Origin of the sequence: Microbacterium keratanolyticum (assembly GCF_016907255.1) — a bacterium.
GTDB lineage: Bacteria > Actinomycetota > Actinomycetes > Actinomycetales > Microbacteriaceae > Microbacterium > Microbacterium keratanolyticum.
Genome location: NZ_JAFBBQ010000001.1, coordinates 2075867 through 2093670 on the forward strand (window position 1 = coordinate 2075867; position 17804 = coordinate 2093670).

The 17804-nt window shown below is 66.5% G+C and carries 9 protein-coding genes; 8 read left to right on the plus strand and 1 reads right to left on the minus strand.

Translation table 11 applies throughout. From position 1 onward, the window contains the following. Positions 1–11: 11 nt before the first annotated feature. Positions 12–506, plus strand: coding sequence for a hypothetical protein (locus tag JOD62_RS09975; protein ID WP_271171505.1), 495 nt, complete (start codon positions 12–14; stop codon positions 504–506). Between the two features lie 80 nt (positions 507–586). Beyond that, complete coding sequence (locus tag JOD62_RS09980) at positions 587–1234, plus strand: spermidine/putrescine ABC transporter substrate-binding protein (protein ID WP_204939138.1); 648 nt, start codon at positions 587–589, stop codon at positions 1232–1234. 4 nt (positions 1235–1238) lie between these two features. Here the strand turns inward: JOD62_RS09980 and JOD62_RS09985 are convergent, their stop codons facing one another. Continuing rightward, the gene (locus JOD62_RS09985) at positions 1239–1652 is read right to left on the minus strand and encodes an META domain-containing protein (RefSeq protein ID WP_204939139.1); all 414 of its coding nucleotides are present in this window, start codon (positions 1650–1652) and stop codon (positions 1239–1241) included. Between the two features lie 136 nt (positions 1653–1788). Here JOD62_RS09985 and JOD62_RS09990 point away from each other — a divergent pair, with 136 nt between their 5' ends. From JOD62_RS09990 to JOD62_RS10015, 6 genes are all read left to right on the plus strand, one after another. Further along, complete coding sequence (locus JOD62_RS09990; RefSeq protein WP_204939140.1) at positions 1789–3816, plus strand: S1 family peptidase; 2028 nt, start codon at positions 1789–1791, stop codon at positions 3814–3816. A 193-nt stretch (positions 3817–4009) separates the two neighbouring features. Further along, positions 4010–4378: a 30S ribosomal protein S12 gene (gene rpsL, locus JOD62_RS09995; protein WP_036318318.1), complete on the plus strand. Its 369-nt coding sequence runs from the start codon at positions 4010–4012 to the stop codon at positions 4376–4378. A gap of 5 nt (positions 4379–4383) precedes the next feature. Next, a complete protein-coding gene (gene rpsG, locus JOD62_RS10000) occupies positions 4384–4854 on the plus strand; it encodes a 30S ribosomal protein S7 (protein ID WP_204939141.1) in 471 nt (156 codons plus the stop codon). A gap of 99 nt (positions 4855–4953) precedes the next feature. Beyond that, a complete protein-coding gene (gene fusA / locus JOD62_RS10005; RefSeq protein WP_204939142.1) occupies positions 4954–7068 on the plus strand; it encodes an elongation factor G in 2115 nt (704 codons plus the stop codon). Between the two features lie 205 nt (positions 7069–7273). After that, entirely contained in the window at positions 7274–8464 is a 1191-nt protein-coding gene (gene tuf, locus JOD62_RS10010) for an elongation factor Tu (RefSeq protein ID WP_204939143.1), read from the plus strand. A 294-nt stretch (positions 8465–8758) separates the two neighbouring features. Then, positions 8759–17785, plus strand: coding sequence for an isopeptide-forming domain-containing fimbrial protein (locus JOD62_RS10015; RefSeq protein WP_204939144.1), 9027 nt, complete (start codon positions 8759–8761; stop codon positions 17783–17785). The last annotated feature ends 19 nt before the right edge of the window (positions 17786–17804 follow it).

Genomic DNA, 17804 nt, shown 5'->3' on the forward strand with positions numbered 1-17804 from the left:
TCGAGGTCACCGTGAATGCTTCATCGCCCAACCCCCGCGGCCCCGGGTCTGCGGGGGTTTCGGCTGTCCTGGCGCTGGTGCTCGCGATCATCTCTTTCTTCGCATTGACGATCGGCGGTCTCGGATTCCTGAGCCTGCTCACCGAGACCGACATCATCAGCGTGCCGGGGCTGGGGCAGCTTCCGGGCGTCATCGGCATGGTGAGCGCGGTCGCCGTGTTCGCTCTCCTGCTCGGAGTCGTCCTGCGTGCCGCCCATCCTTCGTACTTCGCGAGCATCGGGGTCGCCCTCGCGACCGCACTGGTGCACCTCGGCGCGGTCTGGATCACCGCATCCGGCACCGGTGACGGCCCGGTCTCGGCGGGGACGGCCGTCGGTCAGCTCGTCCTCGGCGGGGCCAGCGCGCTCATCGCCGCGTCTGCGCTGATCGCCGCCTGGGGTGGAATCGCGCTGCGGCGAACGCGGGCGCAGCATCCGCAATGGCCGTGGGAGAAGCGCGGCGAGTAGTCGAAGACGGATGCTGTGGAGCATCCGCCTCTTCCGCGTCGAAGTGCCGCACCACGGGCGCAGCGTCGTACGCTAACCACGTGGAGCGTTCACTGGAGACGCAGGTCAGCCTGGCCGTCGAGGCCTGGCTGCGATGGGTGCCGCGCTGGGAGCCGGCAACCCATCGCGGTCGCGTCGCGCCCTGTCGGCGCTGTCTCGGATCTCCCATCCTCGCCGCCGCCGGGATCGGGGCCAACGTTCCGCACGGGGTGCAGCATGGGCTCTCCACGCGAATCAAGGCGATTGTGGATGCGGCTGTCGCCGCATACACCGCCGTGAACCTGCCCATGCTGCAGGCCGAGCTCGATCAGCAGTCCGCCCGGAACCGTGCCCGTGCCTACCGGCCGGCCGAAGACCTGGCCCCGGAGTTCGAGGGCATGCCGTTGGACCCGGAGCCCGTGCCCGGTGCGCCCTTCCTCTTCACCCTCGCGGGACTCGCCGACGAGGCATCCGCGGTGCTGCCGCCGCTGCCGCCACTGAGCGACGAGGCGAAAGCCGCGCTGCGACGCGAGGTGGCGCTTGCGGACGAGTACGCGAACATGATCGGTCGGGAGATCTGCGGACTGCTCCTGCGGCATCGGCTCGCCGTGCAGTCGGCGATCTCGCAGTATGTCGAGCCGCAGATCGAGGCGATGCTCGCCGAGCTCACCGAATCACTCGACTCGCCCTTCGACCCCGATAGCCTCTGAACCGCTACTTGCTCTCGTCGAGGATTCCGAGGGGGTCGCCCTCCAGGTCGTAGACCCGCAGAGTGCCGTCGACGATCTCGGCCGATCCGGCGTTGCGCAACCATGTGTCCACGCCCATGCACGCCTTCAGTGTGCCGAACCCGAGCTCGAGCTGAATCGCGTCGCCCTCGCGGGTGTACGTGCCGCCGAACGCGTTGCACCCGTCGAAGCCCCCGAGGGTGCCATCGGAATACAGTGCGAGGGTCGGCTCGCCGGGCTGCGCGCTGGACCACGTCGCGGTGGCCGTCGGCGTGGGCGAAGGCGCGGCGGACGGGGGAGCGGAGGATTCCCCCGGACTGGCCGGTGCAGCAGTCGCGCAGCCTGCCAAGAGCAGCACGCCGGCTGCGGCGAACGTGGCGAAGACGGTGGAAGCGCGCATGATCGGTGCCTGCCTTTGGAGTTTCGTCATTGTGCCTCGAATCTATTCCCTTGCCTCCGGTATACGCGATATGTTGGCGACGTCGTGTGTGAAAACGCCACGAAGATGTTCAAGTCAACGGTGGGGAACAGGGTCTGTGAAGAGAACAAAGCAGGTACGGGCGGCAGGAGCGGCGTTGGCTGCACTGGCGTTGACAGCGAGCGGTGTGGTCCTCACGCCGATCGCGGCGTCGGCACAGGGCGCATCTGACGTCGCGCCGACGGACGACGCGGGCTACCAGGCCTTCGTCCAGGAGCTGATCGCAGAAGACGCCGCGGTCACTGCTGTGAGCCAGGACGGCAACGGCAACGTCGTCGTCGCCGCCGTCGAGGGAACCCTCGCGGAGACGACGGTCGCACAGCTGCAGAGCTACGAGAACGTCGTCCTCAAGGACCGTCCCGTTGCGCAGGCGTACGCGATCGACGACGTCGTCGGCGGTGCGGGCTACGCAGTCAACCGCGCCAGCGTCTGTTCCTTCGGATTCAGCGGATGGTCGCCCACCGGCGATCCCGCGATCATCACCGCCGGCCACTGCGGCCCGACGGGCGCGACGATCGAGCGCACCCTGCCCAGTGAGGACGACGCCCCCTACTTCCCGGGCTTCGAGCCTCGGTACACTCCGGCCATCCTGGACAGCGTCGGCACCATGGCGTTCTCGCAGTGGGGCGGCCCGGGCGGCAGCGAAGGTGGCCACGGCGATCTCGACAGCACCGACATCGCGGCGATCGCCGTCACCAACTCCGACCTGCGCCTGCGCCCGCTCGTCACGGACTGGACGAGCTGGCAGAGCGAAGACCTCTCTCTGTCCGGCACCCCGGTCACGGCAGTCGGCACCGTGCAGGTGGGCGACCAGATCACCCGCAGCGGACGCTCGACCGGTACCACGACGGGCGACGTCACGGGAGCGCCCGGCGCTGAGGTCGTCGAAGACAAGTCGTGGACTCGCGTCTGCGAGATCGTGACTCCTGTTCCGACCAACTGCCACTGGGTCTACGGCTTCTGGACCGACGCTGACACGCGCCCCGGCGACTCCGGCGGAGCCTACATGCGCGGCACGACCGCCGTGGGTGTCCTCTCCGGAGGCGGCGGCGGCATGAGCTTCGCCACCGACCTGCAGAACGGCCTGCGCCTGACCGGCGGCTACACGGTCATGCTCGACCTGGCGGAGCCGATCGTCACCTCTGACCTCGCTGTCGCGCCGAACGGCATCGTGCACGGCACGGGCCCGGCAGGCCTCACCCTGCGCGTGACCCTGGGTTCGTCCACCACGGAGCTCCCCATCGCTGCAGACGGGACGTGGAGCTTCCGTGCGCCCACGACCGAGGGAGCGCACGCATACTCCCTCGCCACGCTCGACGATGGCTTCAACGTCTCCGACACCGTCTCGACGACGATCACCGTCGACGGCGACCTCGTCGTCAAGCCGCTGATCACCGCGCCCGCGAACGGCGCGGTCGTGACCGGAAACGCTGTCACGTTCAGCGGTGTCGGCGCCCCGTCCGCCACCATCACGCTCTCGGATGGAGCAACCGGAACGGCGACGGTCGATGCGAACGGCTCCTGGTCGGTGACGGCCGTGCTCGGCTACGGCCCGGCGACCGTGACCGCGACTCAGAGCATCTTCGACGTCACCGCGGCGACCTCGATCGATCTGTCCGTCATCCCCGTCTTCGCTGCTCTGACGAGCCCCACGGCGGGAACGACCTACACGACGGCTCCGACCGAGATCACGGGCACGGCGCTGCCGGGTGCGACGGTGGTCGTCACTCTTGACGGCAAGCAACTCGACGGCGTGAAGTTCGCAGCGGCCGCAGCGAATGCCCGCGCACTCGCGGCAGACGCGGCATGGTCGGTTCCGATTCCCGGTGCGCTGGCGGTCGGAGCGCACGAGATCACGGTTGTGCAGACGATCGACGGCGTGTCGAGCGCAACGCTTCGTGCATCGTTCACCATCGCCGCGCCTCCGGCAGGCGGCGGTGACGGTGCTGGCTCGACGCCGGGGTCGCTCCCCGCGACCGGTATGGACCTGGCATCCGCTGCCGTTCCGACCGCGATCGGCGGCGCGCTGGTGCTGGTGGCGGGCGCGCTGCTGCTGATCGCTCGGAGGCGTGCTACGCGCATTTGACCGTCAGGTTACGTCGCATTACCATTGATCGGGTGTGGGTGTGTCTTGACGCGCCCACACCCTTTGGGCTCCGGCACTCGTCGGTCAGCCTCCACGGCATACCCGTCACCACAGCGCAGCGGTTCCGTTGCGCTGACGGGTCATGATGTGAAACCCATCACGCTGTCACCGTGCAGCACAACAAGGAGAGAACGTGCCAACTATTCAGCAGTTGGTTCGCAAGGGACGCACGCCTAAGGTCACCAAGACCAAGGCTCCGGCTCTGAAGTCGAACCCGCAGCAGGCCGGCGTATGCACCCGTGTGTACACCACCACCCCGAAGAAGCCGAACTCGGCGATGCGCAAGGTCGCTCGTGTGAAGCTCCGTAACGGCACCGAGGTCACCGCATACATCCCGGGTGAGGGTCACAACCTTCAGGAGCACTCGCTGGTGCTCGTCCGCGGTGGTCGTGTGAAGGACCTCCCCGGTGTCCGCTACAAGATCGTCCGTGGTGCGCTCGACACCCAGGCAGTCAAGAACCGTAAGCAGGCTCGTAGCCGCTACGGCGCGAAGAAGGGTTAAGACCAATGCCTCGTAAGGGTCCAGCCCCCAAGCGTCCCGTCGTCAACGACCCGGTATACGGCGCTCCGATCGTCACCTCGCTCGTCAACAAGATCCTTGTCGATGGCAAGAAGTCGCTCGCAGAGTCGATCGTCTACGGCGCCCTCCGCGGTGTCGAGGCGAAGAACGGCCAGGACGCCGTCGCCACCCTCAAGAAGGCGCTCGACAACGTGCGCCCCACGCTTGAGGTTCGCAGCCGCCGCGTCGGTGGTTCGACGTACCAGGTTCCGGTCGAGGTCAAGCCTCACCGTGCCAACACGCTCGCACTTCGCTGGCTCGTGAGCTACGCGAAGAGCCGTCGTGAGAAGACCATGACCGAGCGCCTCCAGAACGAGATCCTGGATGCCTCGAACGGCCTCGGTGCCGCGGTGAAGCGCCGTGAGGACACCCACAAGATGGCCGAGTCGAACCGCGCGTTCGCACACTACCGCTGGTAACAGCGATGCCGGTTCCGCGCCCTTCCGGGGGTGCGGAACCGGCACCCACATTCTTCGCACGCGTCGCATCGCGACCGCACAGCAGATAAGGAAACGCCCGTGGCACAAGACGTGCTCACCGACCTGAGCAAGGTCCGCAACATCGGCATCATGGCGCACATCGACGCCGGAAAGACCACCACCACCGAGCGCATCCTGTTCTACACGGGTGTCAACCACAAGCTCGGTGAAACCCACGACGGTGGCGCCACGACCGACTGGATGGAGCAGGAGAAGGAGCGCGGCATCACGATCACGTCGGCCGCCGTGACCTGCTTCTGGAACAAGAACCAGATCAACATCATCGACACCCCCGGTCACGTGGACTTCACGGTCGAGGTGGAGCGTTCGCTCCGCGTCCTCGACGGTGCTGTCGCCGTGTTCGACGGCAAGGAGGGCGTCGAGCCCCAGTCCGAGACCGTGTGGCGTCAGGCCGACAAGTACAACGTCCCGCGTATCTGCTTCGTCAACAAGATGGACAAGCTCGGCGCTGACTTCTACTTCACGGTCGACACGATCGTGAAGCGCCTCGGCGCACGCCCGCTCGTCATCCAGCTGCCGATCGGTGCGGAGAACGACTTCATCGGTGTCGTCGACCTCGTCGAGATGCGTGCGCTCGTCTGGGCCGGTGACTCGAAGGGTGACGTGACGATGGGTGCCTCCTACGAGGTGCAGGAGATTCCTGCCGACCTCGTCGAGAAGGCCGCCGAGTACCGCCAGGCGCTGCTCGAGACCGTCGCCGAGACCGACGACGCGCTGCTCGAGAAGTTCTTCGGTGGCGAAGAGCTCACGGTCGCAGAGATCAAGGGCGCCATCCGCAAGATGGTCGTCGCCTCCGAGATCTACCCGGTCCTGTGTGGCTCGGCGTTCAAGAACCGCGGCGTGCAGCCCATGCTCGACGCTGTCGTCGACTACCTGCCGAACCCCCTCGACGTCGGTGCCATCGAGGCGCACGACCCGAAGGACTACGACACGATCATCGAGCGTCGCCCCTCCGCGGACGACCCCTTCGCTGCTCTCGCGTTCAAGGTCGCCGTGCACCCGTTCTTCGGTCGCCTCACCTATGTGCGCGTCTACTCGGGTCACCTCGACTCCGGTTCGGCCGTGCTGAACTCGACCAAGGGCAAGAAGGAGCGCATCGGAAAGATCTTCCAGATGCACGCCAACAAGGAGAACCCGGTCGACTCGGTCACCGCGGGCAACATCTACGCCGTCATCGGTCTGAAGGACACCACCACCGGTGACACCCTGACCGACATCGCGCAGCCCGTCGTCCTCGAGTCGATGACGTTCCCCGAGCCCGTCATCGAGGTCGCGATCGAGCCGAAGACCAAGGCTGACCAGGAGAAGCTGGGCACCGCGATCCAGAAGCTCGCTGAAGAAGACCCGACGTTCCGCACGGAGCTCAACCCCGAGACCGGTCAGACGACCATCAAGGGCATGGGCGAGCTGCACCTCGACATCCTGGTCGACCGCATGAAGCGTGAGTTCAAGGTCGAGGCCAACGTCGGCAAGCCGCAGGTGGCGTACCGCGAGACGATCCGCAAGGCCGTCGAGAAGCACGACTACACGCACAAGAAGCAGACCGGTGGTTCGGGTCAGTTCGCGAAGATCCAGTTCAACATCGAGCCGCTTGAGCTCGACTCGGACAAGACCTACGAGTTCGTGAACGCCGTCACCGGTGGTCGCATCCCGCGTGAGTACATCGGTTCGATCGATGCTGGTTTCCAGGACGCGATGAACGTCGGCGTGCTCGCCGGCTACCCGATGGTGGGCGTCAAGGCGACCATCGTCGATGGTGCGGCGCACGACGTCGACTCGTCCGAAATGGCGTTCAAGATCGCCGGCTCCATGGGATTCAAGGAGGCCGCTCGTCGTGCCAACCCTGTGATCCTCGAGCCGCTGATGGCCGTCGAGGTCCGTACTCCGGAGGAGTACATGGGTGACGTCATCGGTGACCTGAACTCCCGTCGTGGTCAGATCCAGTCGATGGAAGATGCCACGGGCATCAAGATCGTCCGTGCTTCTGTGCCGCTGTCGGAGATGTTCGGCTACATCGGTGATCTGCGCTCGAAGACCTCGGGTCGCGCCGTGTACTCGATGGAGTTCGACAGCTACGCCGAGGTTCCTCGCAACGTGGCTGACGAGATCATCCAGAAGACCAAGGGCGAGTAAGCCCTCGGGAGCCCCGGATGCGTCTGGCGCCGAAACTCTCGGCTGACGACGCATCCGGGGCACCTACCCCGGCTGGTGGGTCACCGCCGTCCGGGAATCGCACAACTTCACATTCATCTCTCTACTAAACTGAGAAAACAAACCGTAGTGAACCGGTCGCAAACCAGTGCCCGGAACATCTACACGATGTCCTGAGGAGGACCCAGTGGCCAAGGCCAAGTTCGAGCGGACCAAGCCGCACGTCAACATCGGTACCATCGGGCACGTTGACCACGGCAAGACCACGCTGTCGGCAGCAATCTCGAAGGTGCTCGCTGACAAGTACCCGTCGGAGACCAACGTTCAGCGCGACTTCGCGACGATCGACTCGGCTCCCGAGGAGCGCCAGCGCGGTATTACCATCAACATCTCGCACATCGAGTACGAGACCCCGAAGCGCCACTACGCGCACGTTGACGCCCCCGGCCACGCCGACTACGTCAAGAACATGATCACCGGTGCTGCACAGATGGACGGCGCAATCCTCGTGGTTGCTGCTACCGACGGCCCGATGGCTCAGACCCGTGAGCACGTTCTGCTCGCAAAGCAGGTCGGCGTTCCCTACCTGCTCGTCGCGCTGAACAAGTCTGACGCGGTTGAGGACGAGGAGATCCTGGAGCTCGTCGAGCTCGAGGTCCGTGAGCTGCTCGCCGGCCAGGGCTTCGACGAGGACGCTCCCGTCGTGCGCGTCTCGGCTCTCAAGGCTCTTGAGGGTGACGAGAAGTGGACGCAGGCCATTCTCGACCTGATGCAGGCTGTCGACGACAGCGTTCCGGAGCCGGAGCGTGACCGTGACAAGCCGTTCCTCATGCCTGTCGAGGACGTCTTCACGATCACCGGTCGTGGCACCGTCGTCACGGGCCGCGCCGAGCGTGGCACGCTGGCCATCAACTCGGAGGTCGAGATCGTCGGCCTGCGCCCGACCGTCAAGACCACGGTCACGGGTATCGAGATGTTCCACAAGCAGCTCGACGAGGCATGGGCCGGCGAGAACTGTGGCCTCCTGCTCCGCGGCACCAAGCGTGAGGACGTCGAGCGCGGTCAGGTCATCGTGAAGCCGGGTTCGGTTACGCCGCACACCAACTTCGAGGGCACCGCCTACATCCTCTCGAAGGACGAGGGTGGCCGTCACAACCCGTTCTACACGAACTACCGCCCGCAGTTCTACTTCCGTACCACGGACGTCACCGGCGTCATCTCGCTGCCCGAGGGCACCGAGATGGTCATGCCCGGCGACACCACCGACATGACGGTCGAGCTGATCCAGCCGATCGCTATGGAAGAGGGCCTCGGCTTCGCTATCCGTGAGGGTGGCCGCACCGTCGGCGCCGGCACGGTCACGAAGATCCTCGCCTAAGCATCTGCTTGCAGCAAAGGGGTCGAGCCTTCGGGCTCGGCCCCTTTGTCGTACCCCGCGGCTGCACCCAGGGGCTGCCGACTTGCGCCCGATTGCTCTCGATATATAGGCTGACCTCGAATGGCTCTTGCAGCCATGCCATTGGGGGCACAGTCTGTGCGGCACCGATTACCCGATCGGAGCCTGCACGGGGGGAACTGGTCATCGCGTGTGTGTCGCGCGCTCATTGGCGTGCGCTTTCGGAGCCGTATGAAGCGATGGACCCGCCATCGCTCATCCTGAGGGGGATGGCTCATGCGTGCACTCCTGCGCAAGCAGAAACGTCAACAGCGTGTCCGGAAGATCACTGCGATGATCGCCACGGCATCTTTGCTGACGGCTGGACTCATCGTCGGAGGCCTGGGCATCCAGGGGGCACTCGCGGCGCCGTTCACTCCCACGGTGGCCGCGGACGGCACAGGCAACGCGGGCAAGGACTTCATCCTCGCGGGTGAGGATGCGACCTTCGAGATCACGGTCTCCAACGAGACCGGACCGAAGCAGTTCAACCTCGGCGTCACGGCGATGGTGCCCGACAGCGTCTCGCTGGTCTCGGGCGGCGCCTTCGGAACGCCGACGATCTTCCGCGCGGGAGACGTTCTGCCGAACACGTCGCGAAGCGGCAACGCGGACTGTGCTGCGCTCGGCTTCGTTCCTGCGCCCGGCAACCTCAACCGCTGCGCGGTGCCAGCCGGTCAGCAGTTCTGGGTCTGGTCGGATGTCAACGATCTTCCGACAGGCGGCGATGTGACGTCGACGGTGACGGTGCGTCCGCATGCGACGGCGTTCCCAGTGGGGACCGAGATCGACTTCACGGTCTCGGCCTACACGAGCAGCGAGCCCTCGCGCCTGCCTACCTTCGACGGCTCGCCGAGCAAGGCGAAGACGACCTCGCACACCTCCGGGCGCGGCGAGGACGCGACGCCGTCGCCCCTGCCGGTGAAGGCTCTTCGCATCACCAAGAGCGAGCCTAGCCCGGAGAGCGAACTGCTCCGAGGCGTGCACGACAACGTGACGACCTACACGATCACCGTCGATGCAACAGGCGAGGCCGCGACGAACGGCATCACTGTCACGGACTACCTTCCTGCGGGACTCGAGTACCTCGGCGTCGCCGGAGGTGACCAGTCGACAGGTGGCGACGAGTACCCGACGTCGGGCACGATTCCCGGCACCTGGACGCACAGCGGCGAGAGCGTGGAGACAATCGCGCTGGATGCGGCACAGGCGAGCGCCCTCGGCCTCTCGGGTGCAGGTGTATACACCAAGGTGACCTGGACGCTGCCTCCGATCGCCGGCGGCACCGCACAGGTGCTCCCCGGCACGCCGGGAACGGCCGGCACACACACCTTCAGCTACCAGGCGGGCATCCCGCTCTTCGAGAACACACTCTGGCCTGCCGGTGCGGAACCGGATGTCGCGTCCGGCGCGCAGGCGGCGAACCTCGACAACAACACCGGGCCATCGACGCGTCACGGCAGCACCGATTCGAATGCACCCGCGCAGGCGCAGTCGCTGGTGAACGCCGCCGTGGCAACGGGAACCTACACCGGAGCGGTGACGGACGAGGTGCTGCGCGCAACATCCGACCGAGACACGGAGTCCGTTGACGCTGTGGATCTGCGCGTGATCAAGAGCGTCGCCACGGACGGCCACGGCGACGCCTTCGCGACGGGGACGCTCGCGACCTACACGCTGTCTGTGGGCGTGAGCGAGTACGTGAATGCGTCGAACATCACGTTGACCGACGTCATCCCGAACGGCCTGTGCCCGGCGTTCCCCGTACAGTCGACCCCACCGACGCTGCTCATGGACGGCAGCGTTGTCACCGCCGGTGTCTGGAACACGACCATCACGCCAGGGAGCCGCTGCAACTATCCGAGCACGGAGCCTGGCTCGACCCTGACCGGGGCCACGGTGACGTCGATCGAGTACTCGTCGACGGATGGAACATTCACGGTCGTCTTCGCGGCGTCCGACATCGCGGCGGGCACCGATCACGCGGCCGTGCAGTACACGCTCATGCAGCGCCCCGACTACACCGGCAGCGGCGGCGGTACGAGCTCGGGTGACGTGCTCACGAACACCGTCAAGATCGCCGGCACCACGACGCCGATCGATGAGATCGCCGGTGACCCCACGCTCTCTGGCATGGTCGGTGGCGACTACTTCCCGCTCGATGACTCGGAAGCGACGATCACGTCGCCGCCGTCGGTGCTCCAGAAAGACGTGCTCGAGCGTGGCAAGACCCCGGCGACCGCAGCAGCGGGTGACTGGAAGGAAACCTCGAGCGAGCCCTTCTCGACGGGGGACTCCGTCTGGTACCGGCTGCAGATCGATTTCGCCGACGGTGTCGACACGCGCGGCGCGACCCTCGAAGACTACATCCCCGTCGGCGTCGAGTACGTCGGTGCGACGTACCAGTGGGCAGGTATCCCCGGCTTCGCCGACCAGACCAGCCCTGTGGCTCACGGTGCGGGAACCTTCCCCGGCGACTATCTGCCCACCCCGCAGGTGAACGGAAACGTCATCGCGTGGCAGCTCGGCGCCGAGAACCGCGACCGCAGCTCGGCGCGATTCATGCCAGCAGGGAGCGCCGTCACAATCCTCGTTGAAGGGCGAGTGACGGGCGTCTCCATCTCGAGCACCGACATCGACAGTCCGCTCAACCACGCGAAGTACCAGCAGGAGAACGTCGAAGGCAAGATCGTCTTCCAGCGCGACTCCGCCGGTTTCGACCTCGACTGGACCCCGACGCTCACCAAGGGAATCAAGACGAACCCTCACCCCGGTGGGAGCACGGATAAGACCTTCGACCAGGGCGGCACCAACGAGCTGGTCGTCCAGGGCGATCAGGTCATCTACCGTATCGACGTCACTGCGCCGCAGAACACGACCGACGACTACCTCATCTGGGATGTCCTGCCCAAGGGCGTCAAGGCTGCGGATGTCTCGAACTACACCGCCGCTCTCTACGACGGCGGCACCGAGACGGCGACCGGCGCGTTCACGGCGCAGGCGTATGACACCCTGCCCGCTGGCATCCAGCTGAGCACGGCATACACCGGGCGTTCTGTTGTGGTCTGGAACTTCACCGCGAACGTCGCGGGATCCGAGAAGGGGGACACCCCCGTCACCCGCGGCTTCACGCTGGGCTACACGCTGACCGTGCCGGACGGTTCGACGGCGAGCGCTGCGGCAGAGCTCGGTCAGAGCTTCACGAACACCGCAGGCATCGTCAGCTACGAAGTGCCGAACAACGGGGGAGGGGTCTCGACTCTCGTTCCGCAGAAGACCGCAGGAGGCCAGGAGCTCACGACCCGTGTGCCGACGTCCTCCGAGCTCGCCGTAGGTGACGCCAACACCTACGACTCCGCCGAGATCCACCTTCCCGAGTCCACGATGGTGAAGAAGCTGGTCTCCACGGAGGTCGGCCCCGCCGCAGCGACCGGTGCGGACGGAACCGTCGGTCTGAACAACCTCAACGACGCCAACAACACCCAGACGCGCATCGTCCAGGGTGAGTACGCGACGTTCGAGTACAGCGCGACGATCCCGGCGCACACGAGCGTCTCGGGGGCCGTGCTGGCCGACAACGGCAACTTCGGTGGGACGCCCTACACGTTCGTGGATGGCTCGGCAGTCTTCACAGGGCCGCGCGGACAGACGGCGGCCGACCTGCAGACCGCAGGCTTCACGCTCTTCCCCGCGAAGGTGGGTGCAGACAACGCGGGAACCATGAAGTTCCCGACGACGTACACCAACACCACCGCGGCACCTGAGGTCTTCTCCGTGCGCATCACCGTGCGCGTCGGCGACCTGAACAACAACACGACGCTGACCAACACGGCGACCTTCAGTCACACCAACGTCAACGGTGGCGCTCGCGTCGTCAAGTCCGACACGGCCCAGACCGTGTACGTGGAGCCGGCGCCGTCGATCACGAAGACGGCCAACCCGTCGACCGACGTGCGCGCAGGTCAGGACATCACGTACTCGATCGTGGTCTCGAATGCCGCAGGACGTCCGATCAGCTTCGACAACCGCGTCGTGGACACGGTTCCGGCAGGGCTGCACGTCGACCTCTCGTCGTTCACGGCGACCGTCGGCGCGACCACCGTTCCCGTTCCGCAGAGTGCGCTGACCTTCACGGGCGACGTGGCAGCTGGAGACGGCGGAACGATCACCTGGGCGCCCAGTGCGGTCGCCGCTCTCGGAGCGATTCTGCCGGCCGTCACACTCAAGTACACGGCGCAGATCACCGATATCGCCGCGGCAGGGCAGACCTACACCAACACCGCCACGGTGACGGGCTACACGCTGCCCTCTACCGTCGGCGGTGAAGACACGACGACGCGCCGCGGGGAACGCACCGCGACCGACGACGCGGTCATCACTGCGACGACGCTCGAGCTGACCAAGGGCGTGCGCCTCGGCAGCAGTGGTGCGTACTCGCCGACCGCGAACGCGCCCGTCGGCGAGACCGCCTCCTACGAGGTGTCGGTCGTGCTGCACGCGAACATCAACTACTACAACATCCAGCTGCGTGACCTGCTGCCGCAGGGCGTGACGCTCGTCGGCACGGCGCCGGTGGTGACCGTCTCGCCCGCAGGATCCGGCGCAGACGCCGCGTGGAACTGGACCGACACGGCGAACCGCTGGACGGGAACGTACAGCGGCCCTGGCGGTGACATCCTGGCGAGCACGCAGGAGCGCGTGCTGACGTTCACCTATGACGCGTTGCTGACGACGTCGATCCCGCAGAACGCGACCACTCTCACGAATGAGGCCGGCGTCAGCTGGACCCAGGGTGAAACCGGTCCGCGTACGGAGATCACGGATGACGCGACGATCACGGTCTCGAACCCGAACGTCGTCATCTCGAAGAAGGTCGACGGCGTCGACGAGGTGCACGATCACCCGGACAAGACGTTCACCTACCGTGTACAGGCCCGCAACACGGGCACAAGCGCGGCCTACAACATGACCTTCGTCGACCAGGTGCCTGCGGGCGTGATCGTCGATGAGAGCAGTGTCACGGCCAGCGGCGGTGTGCTGACCGGCGCATCCGCCACGACCGGCGGTGGCACCATCACCTGGACCGCACCCGGTCCGCTGGCGGTGTACACCAACGGTGGGGCAGGTCAGCTGCAGACATTCACCTACACGGCTCGTTTCGCGGATTCGTCGGAGCTGTCGGGCAACCTCACGACGGGGCGTGGAGACACACTCACGAACACGGTTCGTGTCACGCACGTGGAGTCGTTCCCGACCGGTGGACGCGAGTACACCCCGTCCGGACCGGACTCCGTGGCAGACGCCAAGGTGGTCCCGCTGTTCCCGGCAGTGACGCTCGGCAAGACCGTCGTCGCAGGTGTGACTGAGGCGTTCGTCGGAGAGTCCTTCCGCTGGAAGCTCACCGCCACGAACAACGGCCAGGGCAACGCTCAGACCATCACGCTGACCGACACGCTTCCGGCCAACTGGGAGTACGACGACACGGTCGCGCCGATCATCACGATCGCAGGCGTCGCGGCGCCGTCGCAGGTGCCGACCGAGAGCACTGTCGGCGGACGCGAAACGCTCACGTGGGTGTTCGGCAACACGACGACGGCGGCGCTTCGTGGCACCGTGCTCGAGGCCAATCCCGCGAACCGCGTGATCACGGTCGAGTTCGCGGCGAAGCCGAAGCCGGAGGCGCTGCAGGATGCGGGTGCCGGCTTGGACATCCCGCACACCAACACGGTCTCGGCGGTGACGACGGACACGACCGGCGCATCCGAGAACAGCACCGGCTCCTACACGGGCGCCGACCGCACCGCGGATGCTGCCATCGCGCGTGCCGATCTGAAGCTGCAGAAGGAGGCGATCGGTGGCGAGAACGGGGCGTGGATTCCCGGCAAGGCTGTCGACGCGGACTACACGCAGCCGCAGTGGCAGATCACGATCTCGAACCAGGGACCGGATGCTGCGCACGGACCGTTCACCGTCATCGACACCACGACGGTGCCGGCGGGTGTCACCACCGGCGCATTCAGTGCGCGCTACTACTCCAGCGCCGCAGACACCGTCGGCACGCCGGTGACATTGAGCGGAGCGGGAACCGTCGCATCGCCGTACATCGTTGCTGATACCGGCCTTAGCCTGGCATCGGATGAATCCGACAGCATCGTGCTCGTCGCTGACGTCACGATCGCCGCGGGGGCGACCGGCACGGCCGAGAACACCGCCAGCGTCAAGGGACGCACCTACGAGACCCCGTCCGACATCGTCGAGGACAACGAGGACGACGCATCGAAGGTGCTGGGTCCGCAGGCGGACCTCGCGGTCGAGAAGACGACATCGACGACGGATCCGACGGCGGGATCCTCGCTGGCGTGGGCCATCTCGCTCACGAACCGTGGACCTTCCGTCGCGGAATCGACGGCCGGCAGCGCAATCGTCGTCACGGACGTGATCCAGCCGGGCGTCGCCGGGGTTCTGGAACCCGCGGCCACACCCCAGTGGACCGTCTCGGCCAGCAATGGCTGGCCGGCGGCGGCGGGCGACACGATCACGTGGACGTTCACCGGAAGCAGTCTCGCCGTAGGCGCCGTCGTCAACTTCGCCCTGATGGGCACGGTCGACTCGGCGTGGACCAGCGGAGCGATCTCCAACACCGCGACGGTCACGCCCGGTGTGACTCCGGATCCCGACCCCGATAACAACACCAGCACGGTCGTGGTGACGCCGGATGACGAGACCACTCTCGGCATCACGAAGACGCGCGTCGTGTTCCACGAGGGTGCGTGGAAGGACGCTGCCCAGCTGGGTGCGGCGCTGCCCGACATCATCGCCGGCGGCGAGGCGAGCTACCGCGTGACCGTGAGCAACAACGGCCCCGCAGACGCGCGCCAGGTGGCGGTCGTCGATTCGCCGCCGACGGAGTTCACCTACTCCGCCTTCGCGGATGAGGTCGGCACCTGGACCCACTCGGTGGTGGCTGCCCCCGGCACCGGGGACAGGTTCGCGCTGGGTGGAACGCTGATCGCACTCGAGTCGGCCTCGTTCATCGTCACGTACAGCGTGGATGACAGCATGCCGGCGGGGACGATCCTCGTGAACAGCGTGGAGGCCTCGGCTGAGAACTCGACGAACACGCCGACCGACGACGATTCCAACTCGACGCAGCGCCAGGCAGATCTCAGCATCGAGAAGTCGGTGCTGGATTCCGCAGGGGACCCGGTCGCCAACGCGACCGCCACGGCCGGAACTGCGCTGAGCTATCGCCTGGTCGTGACGAACAACGGGCCGAGCATCTCGTCGGCACCGATCAACGTCACGGACACGCTGCCCGCGGGGATGACCTTCGTCTCCTCGGAGATCGTGCTCGGAGGCACGGCATCGGCTGCGTCGCCGAGTGACGTCAACGGTGTGCTGACCTGGTCTGATATCACGGAAGGCGACCCGCTCGCAGTGGGCGAGACCGTGGTGATCGATCTGATCGTCGACATCGCGTCGACCGTCAGGGCGCAGGTTCTCACGAACACGGCGACGGTCGCGGGCCCCGAGGACAGCGACCCGAGGAACAACACCGACACGGAACCCGTGACGATCGAGACGGCGGCAGACATGACGATCGTCAAGGACGTCGCGGCCGGGCCGTGGATCGCCGGCACGAACGTGACGTACACGATCACGGTCACCAACAACGGGCCGTCGGTGGCCGACGCGACCGTGACGGACGTGCTGCCGACGGGCCTCACGGCTGTGTCGATGTCCGGCGCAGGCTGGACGTGCGACGGCGCTGCCGGTCCGTGCGAGTACCCGGCGCACCCCGTCGGCACGAGCACGATCACGGTCGTCGCGGCGATCGCGCCGAACGTGGCGACGGGCACAGAGCTCGTCAACACGGCGACTCTGCAGTGGACCGACACCACCGGTCCGCACAGCGAGTCCGACCCGGCGGACATCACGGTCACGACCCAGGCTGACCTCGCGCTCGTGAAGACAGCAGTCGACCAGGACGCCAACGAGATCACCCGCGTCACCGCGGGTACCTCCTCTCGGTACCAGGTCGTGGTGAGCAACAACGGCACGAGTGACGCGGTCGCTCCGCTGACCGTCGTCGACACGCTGCCCGCGGGCATCCGCTTCGTCTCGCTGATCGACACGACCGGCTGGACGGCATCCGCAGCGCAGCCCGCGCAGGACGGCACCCAGCAGGTGACGTTCACCCGCGACCCGAGCACCCTCGGTCTCGCGAGCGGGGCCTCGGCGGCGCTGTTGTACGAGGTGCTGATCGACTCCGATGTCGCCGACGGCGCGATCCTGACGAACACCGCGACCGTGTCGTCCGGAACCCCGGATTCCGATCCGACGAACAACACCGACACCGCTGACGTCACGGTCGACACCCTTGTTGACCTCATGATCACGAAGTCGGCCACGGGTCCGACGGTGATCGGCGAGACGGCGATCTACGAGCTGCTGGTGCACAACAAGGGACCGTCGACGGCTCAAGGCATCGTTGTCGAGGATCTCGTGCCGGCATCGCTCGAGCTTCTCGGCGCGACGGGAACAGGCTGGGACTGCATGACGGATCCGGCCACCGGCCAGGTCACCTGCACGCTGGACGAGCTCCTCGCAGGGGAGACGGCTGCTGTCATCGAGGTCGAGGTGCGTGTGCTTCCGGCCGCGTACAGCGAGGTATCGAACACCGCGACTGTCGGCTCGACGACGCCGGAGCTCCCGGAGACGCTCGACGACAACACCTCGACGGTGACGACTCCTGTGCCGCCGCTGGCGACGCTCGCGGTGACCAAGACCGCGGTGGGCGAGTTCCAGGTCGGCAAGACGGGAACGTACTCGATCACAGTGCGCAACGATGGCCCGACGGAAGACCCGGGGCCGATCACGGTCACCGACGTCCTGCCGAACGGCCTGAGGTTCGCCGGATCTCCTGATGCGGGCGTCTCGGTCGCCGGTCAGACCGTCACCTGGATACTCCCCGACGCCCTGGCGGTGGGCGACGAAGTGACGCTCACACTTGAGGTGAGCGTCGGACAGGCGGCGTACCCGAAGGTGGAGAACACGGCGACGGTGCAGACACCGACGACGCAGACACCCGATGCGAAGCTGACCGACAGCGTCACCGTCGATGTCAAGGCCGCCGACCCGCTCGCCCTCACCGGCGGCGAGATCGCGGCGAACATCATCATCCTCGGACTGATGCTGACGCTGCTGGGAGCAGCGGGCGTCGTGATCGCACGACGTGGCCGCGGCCCGGAGTCGACGCAGTAGCATCCGCCTGACCCGCACC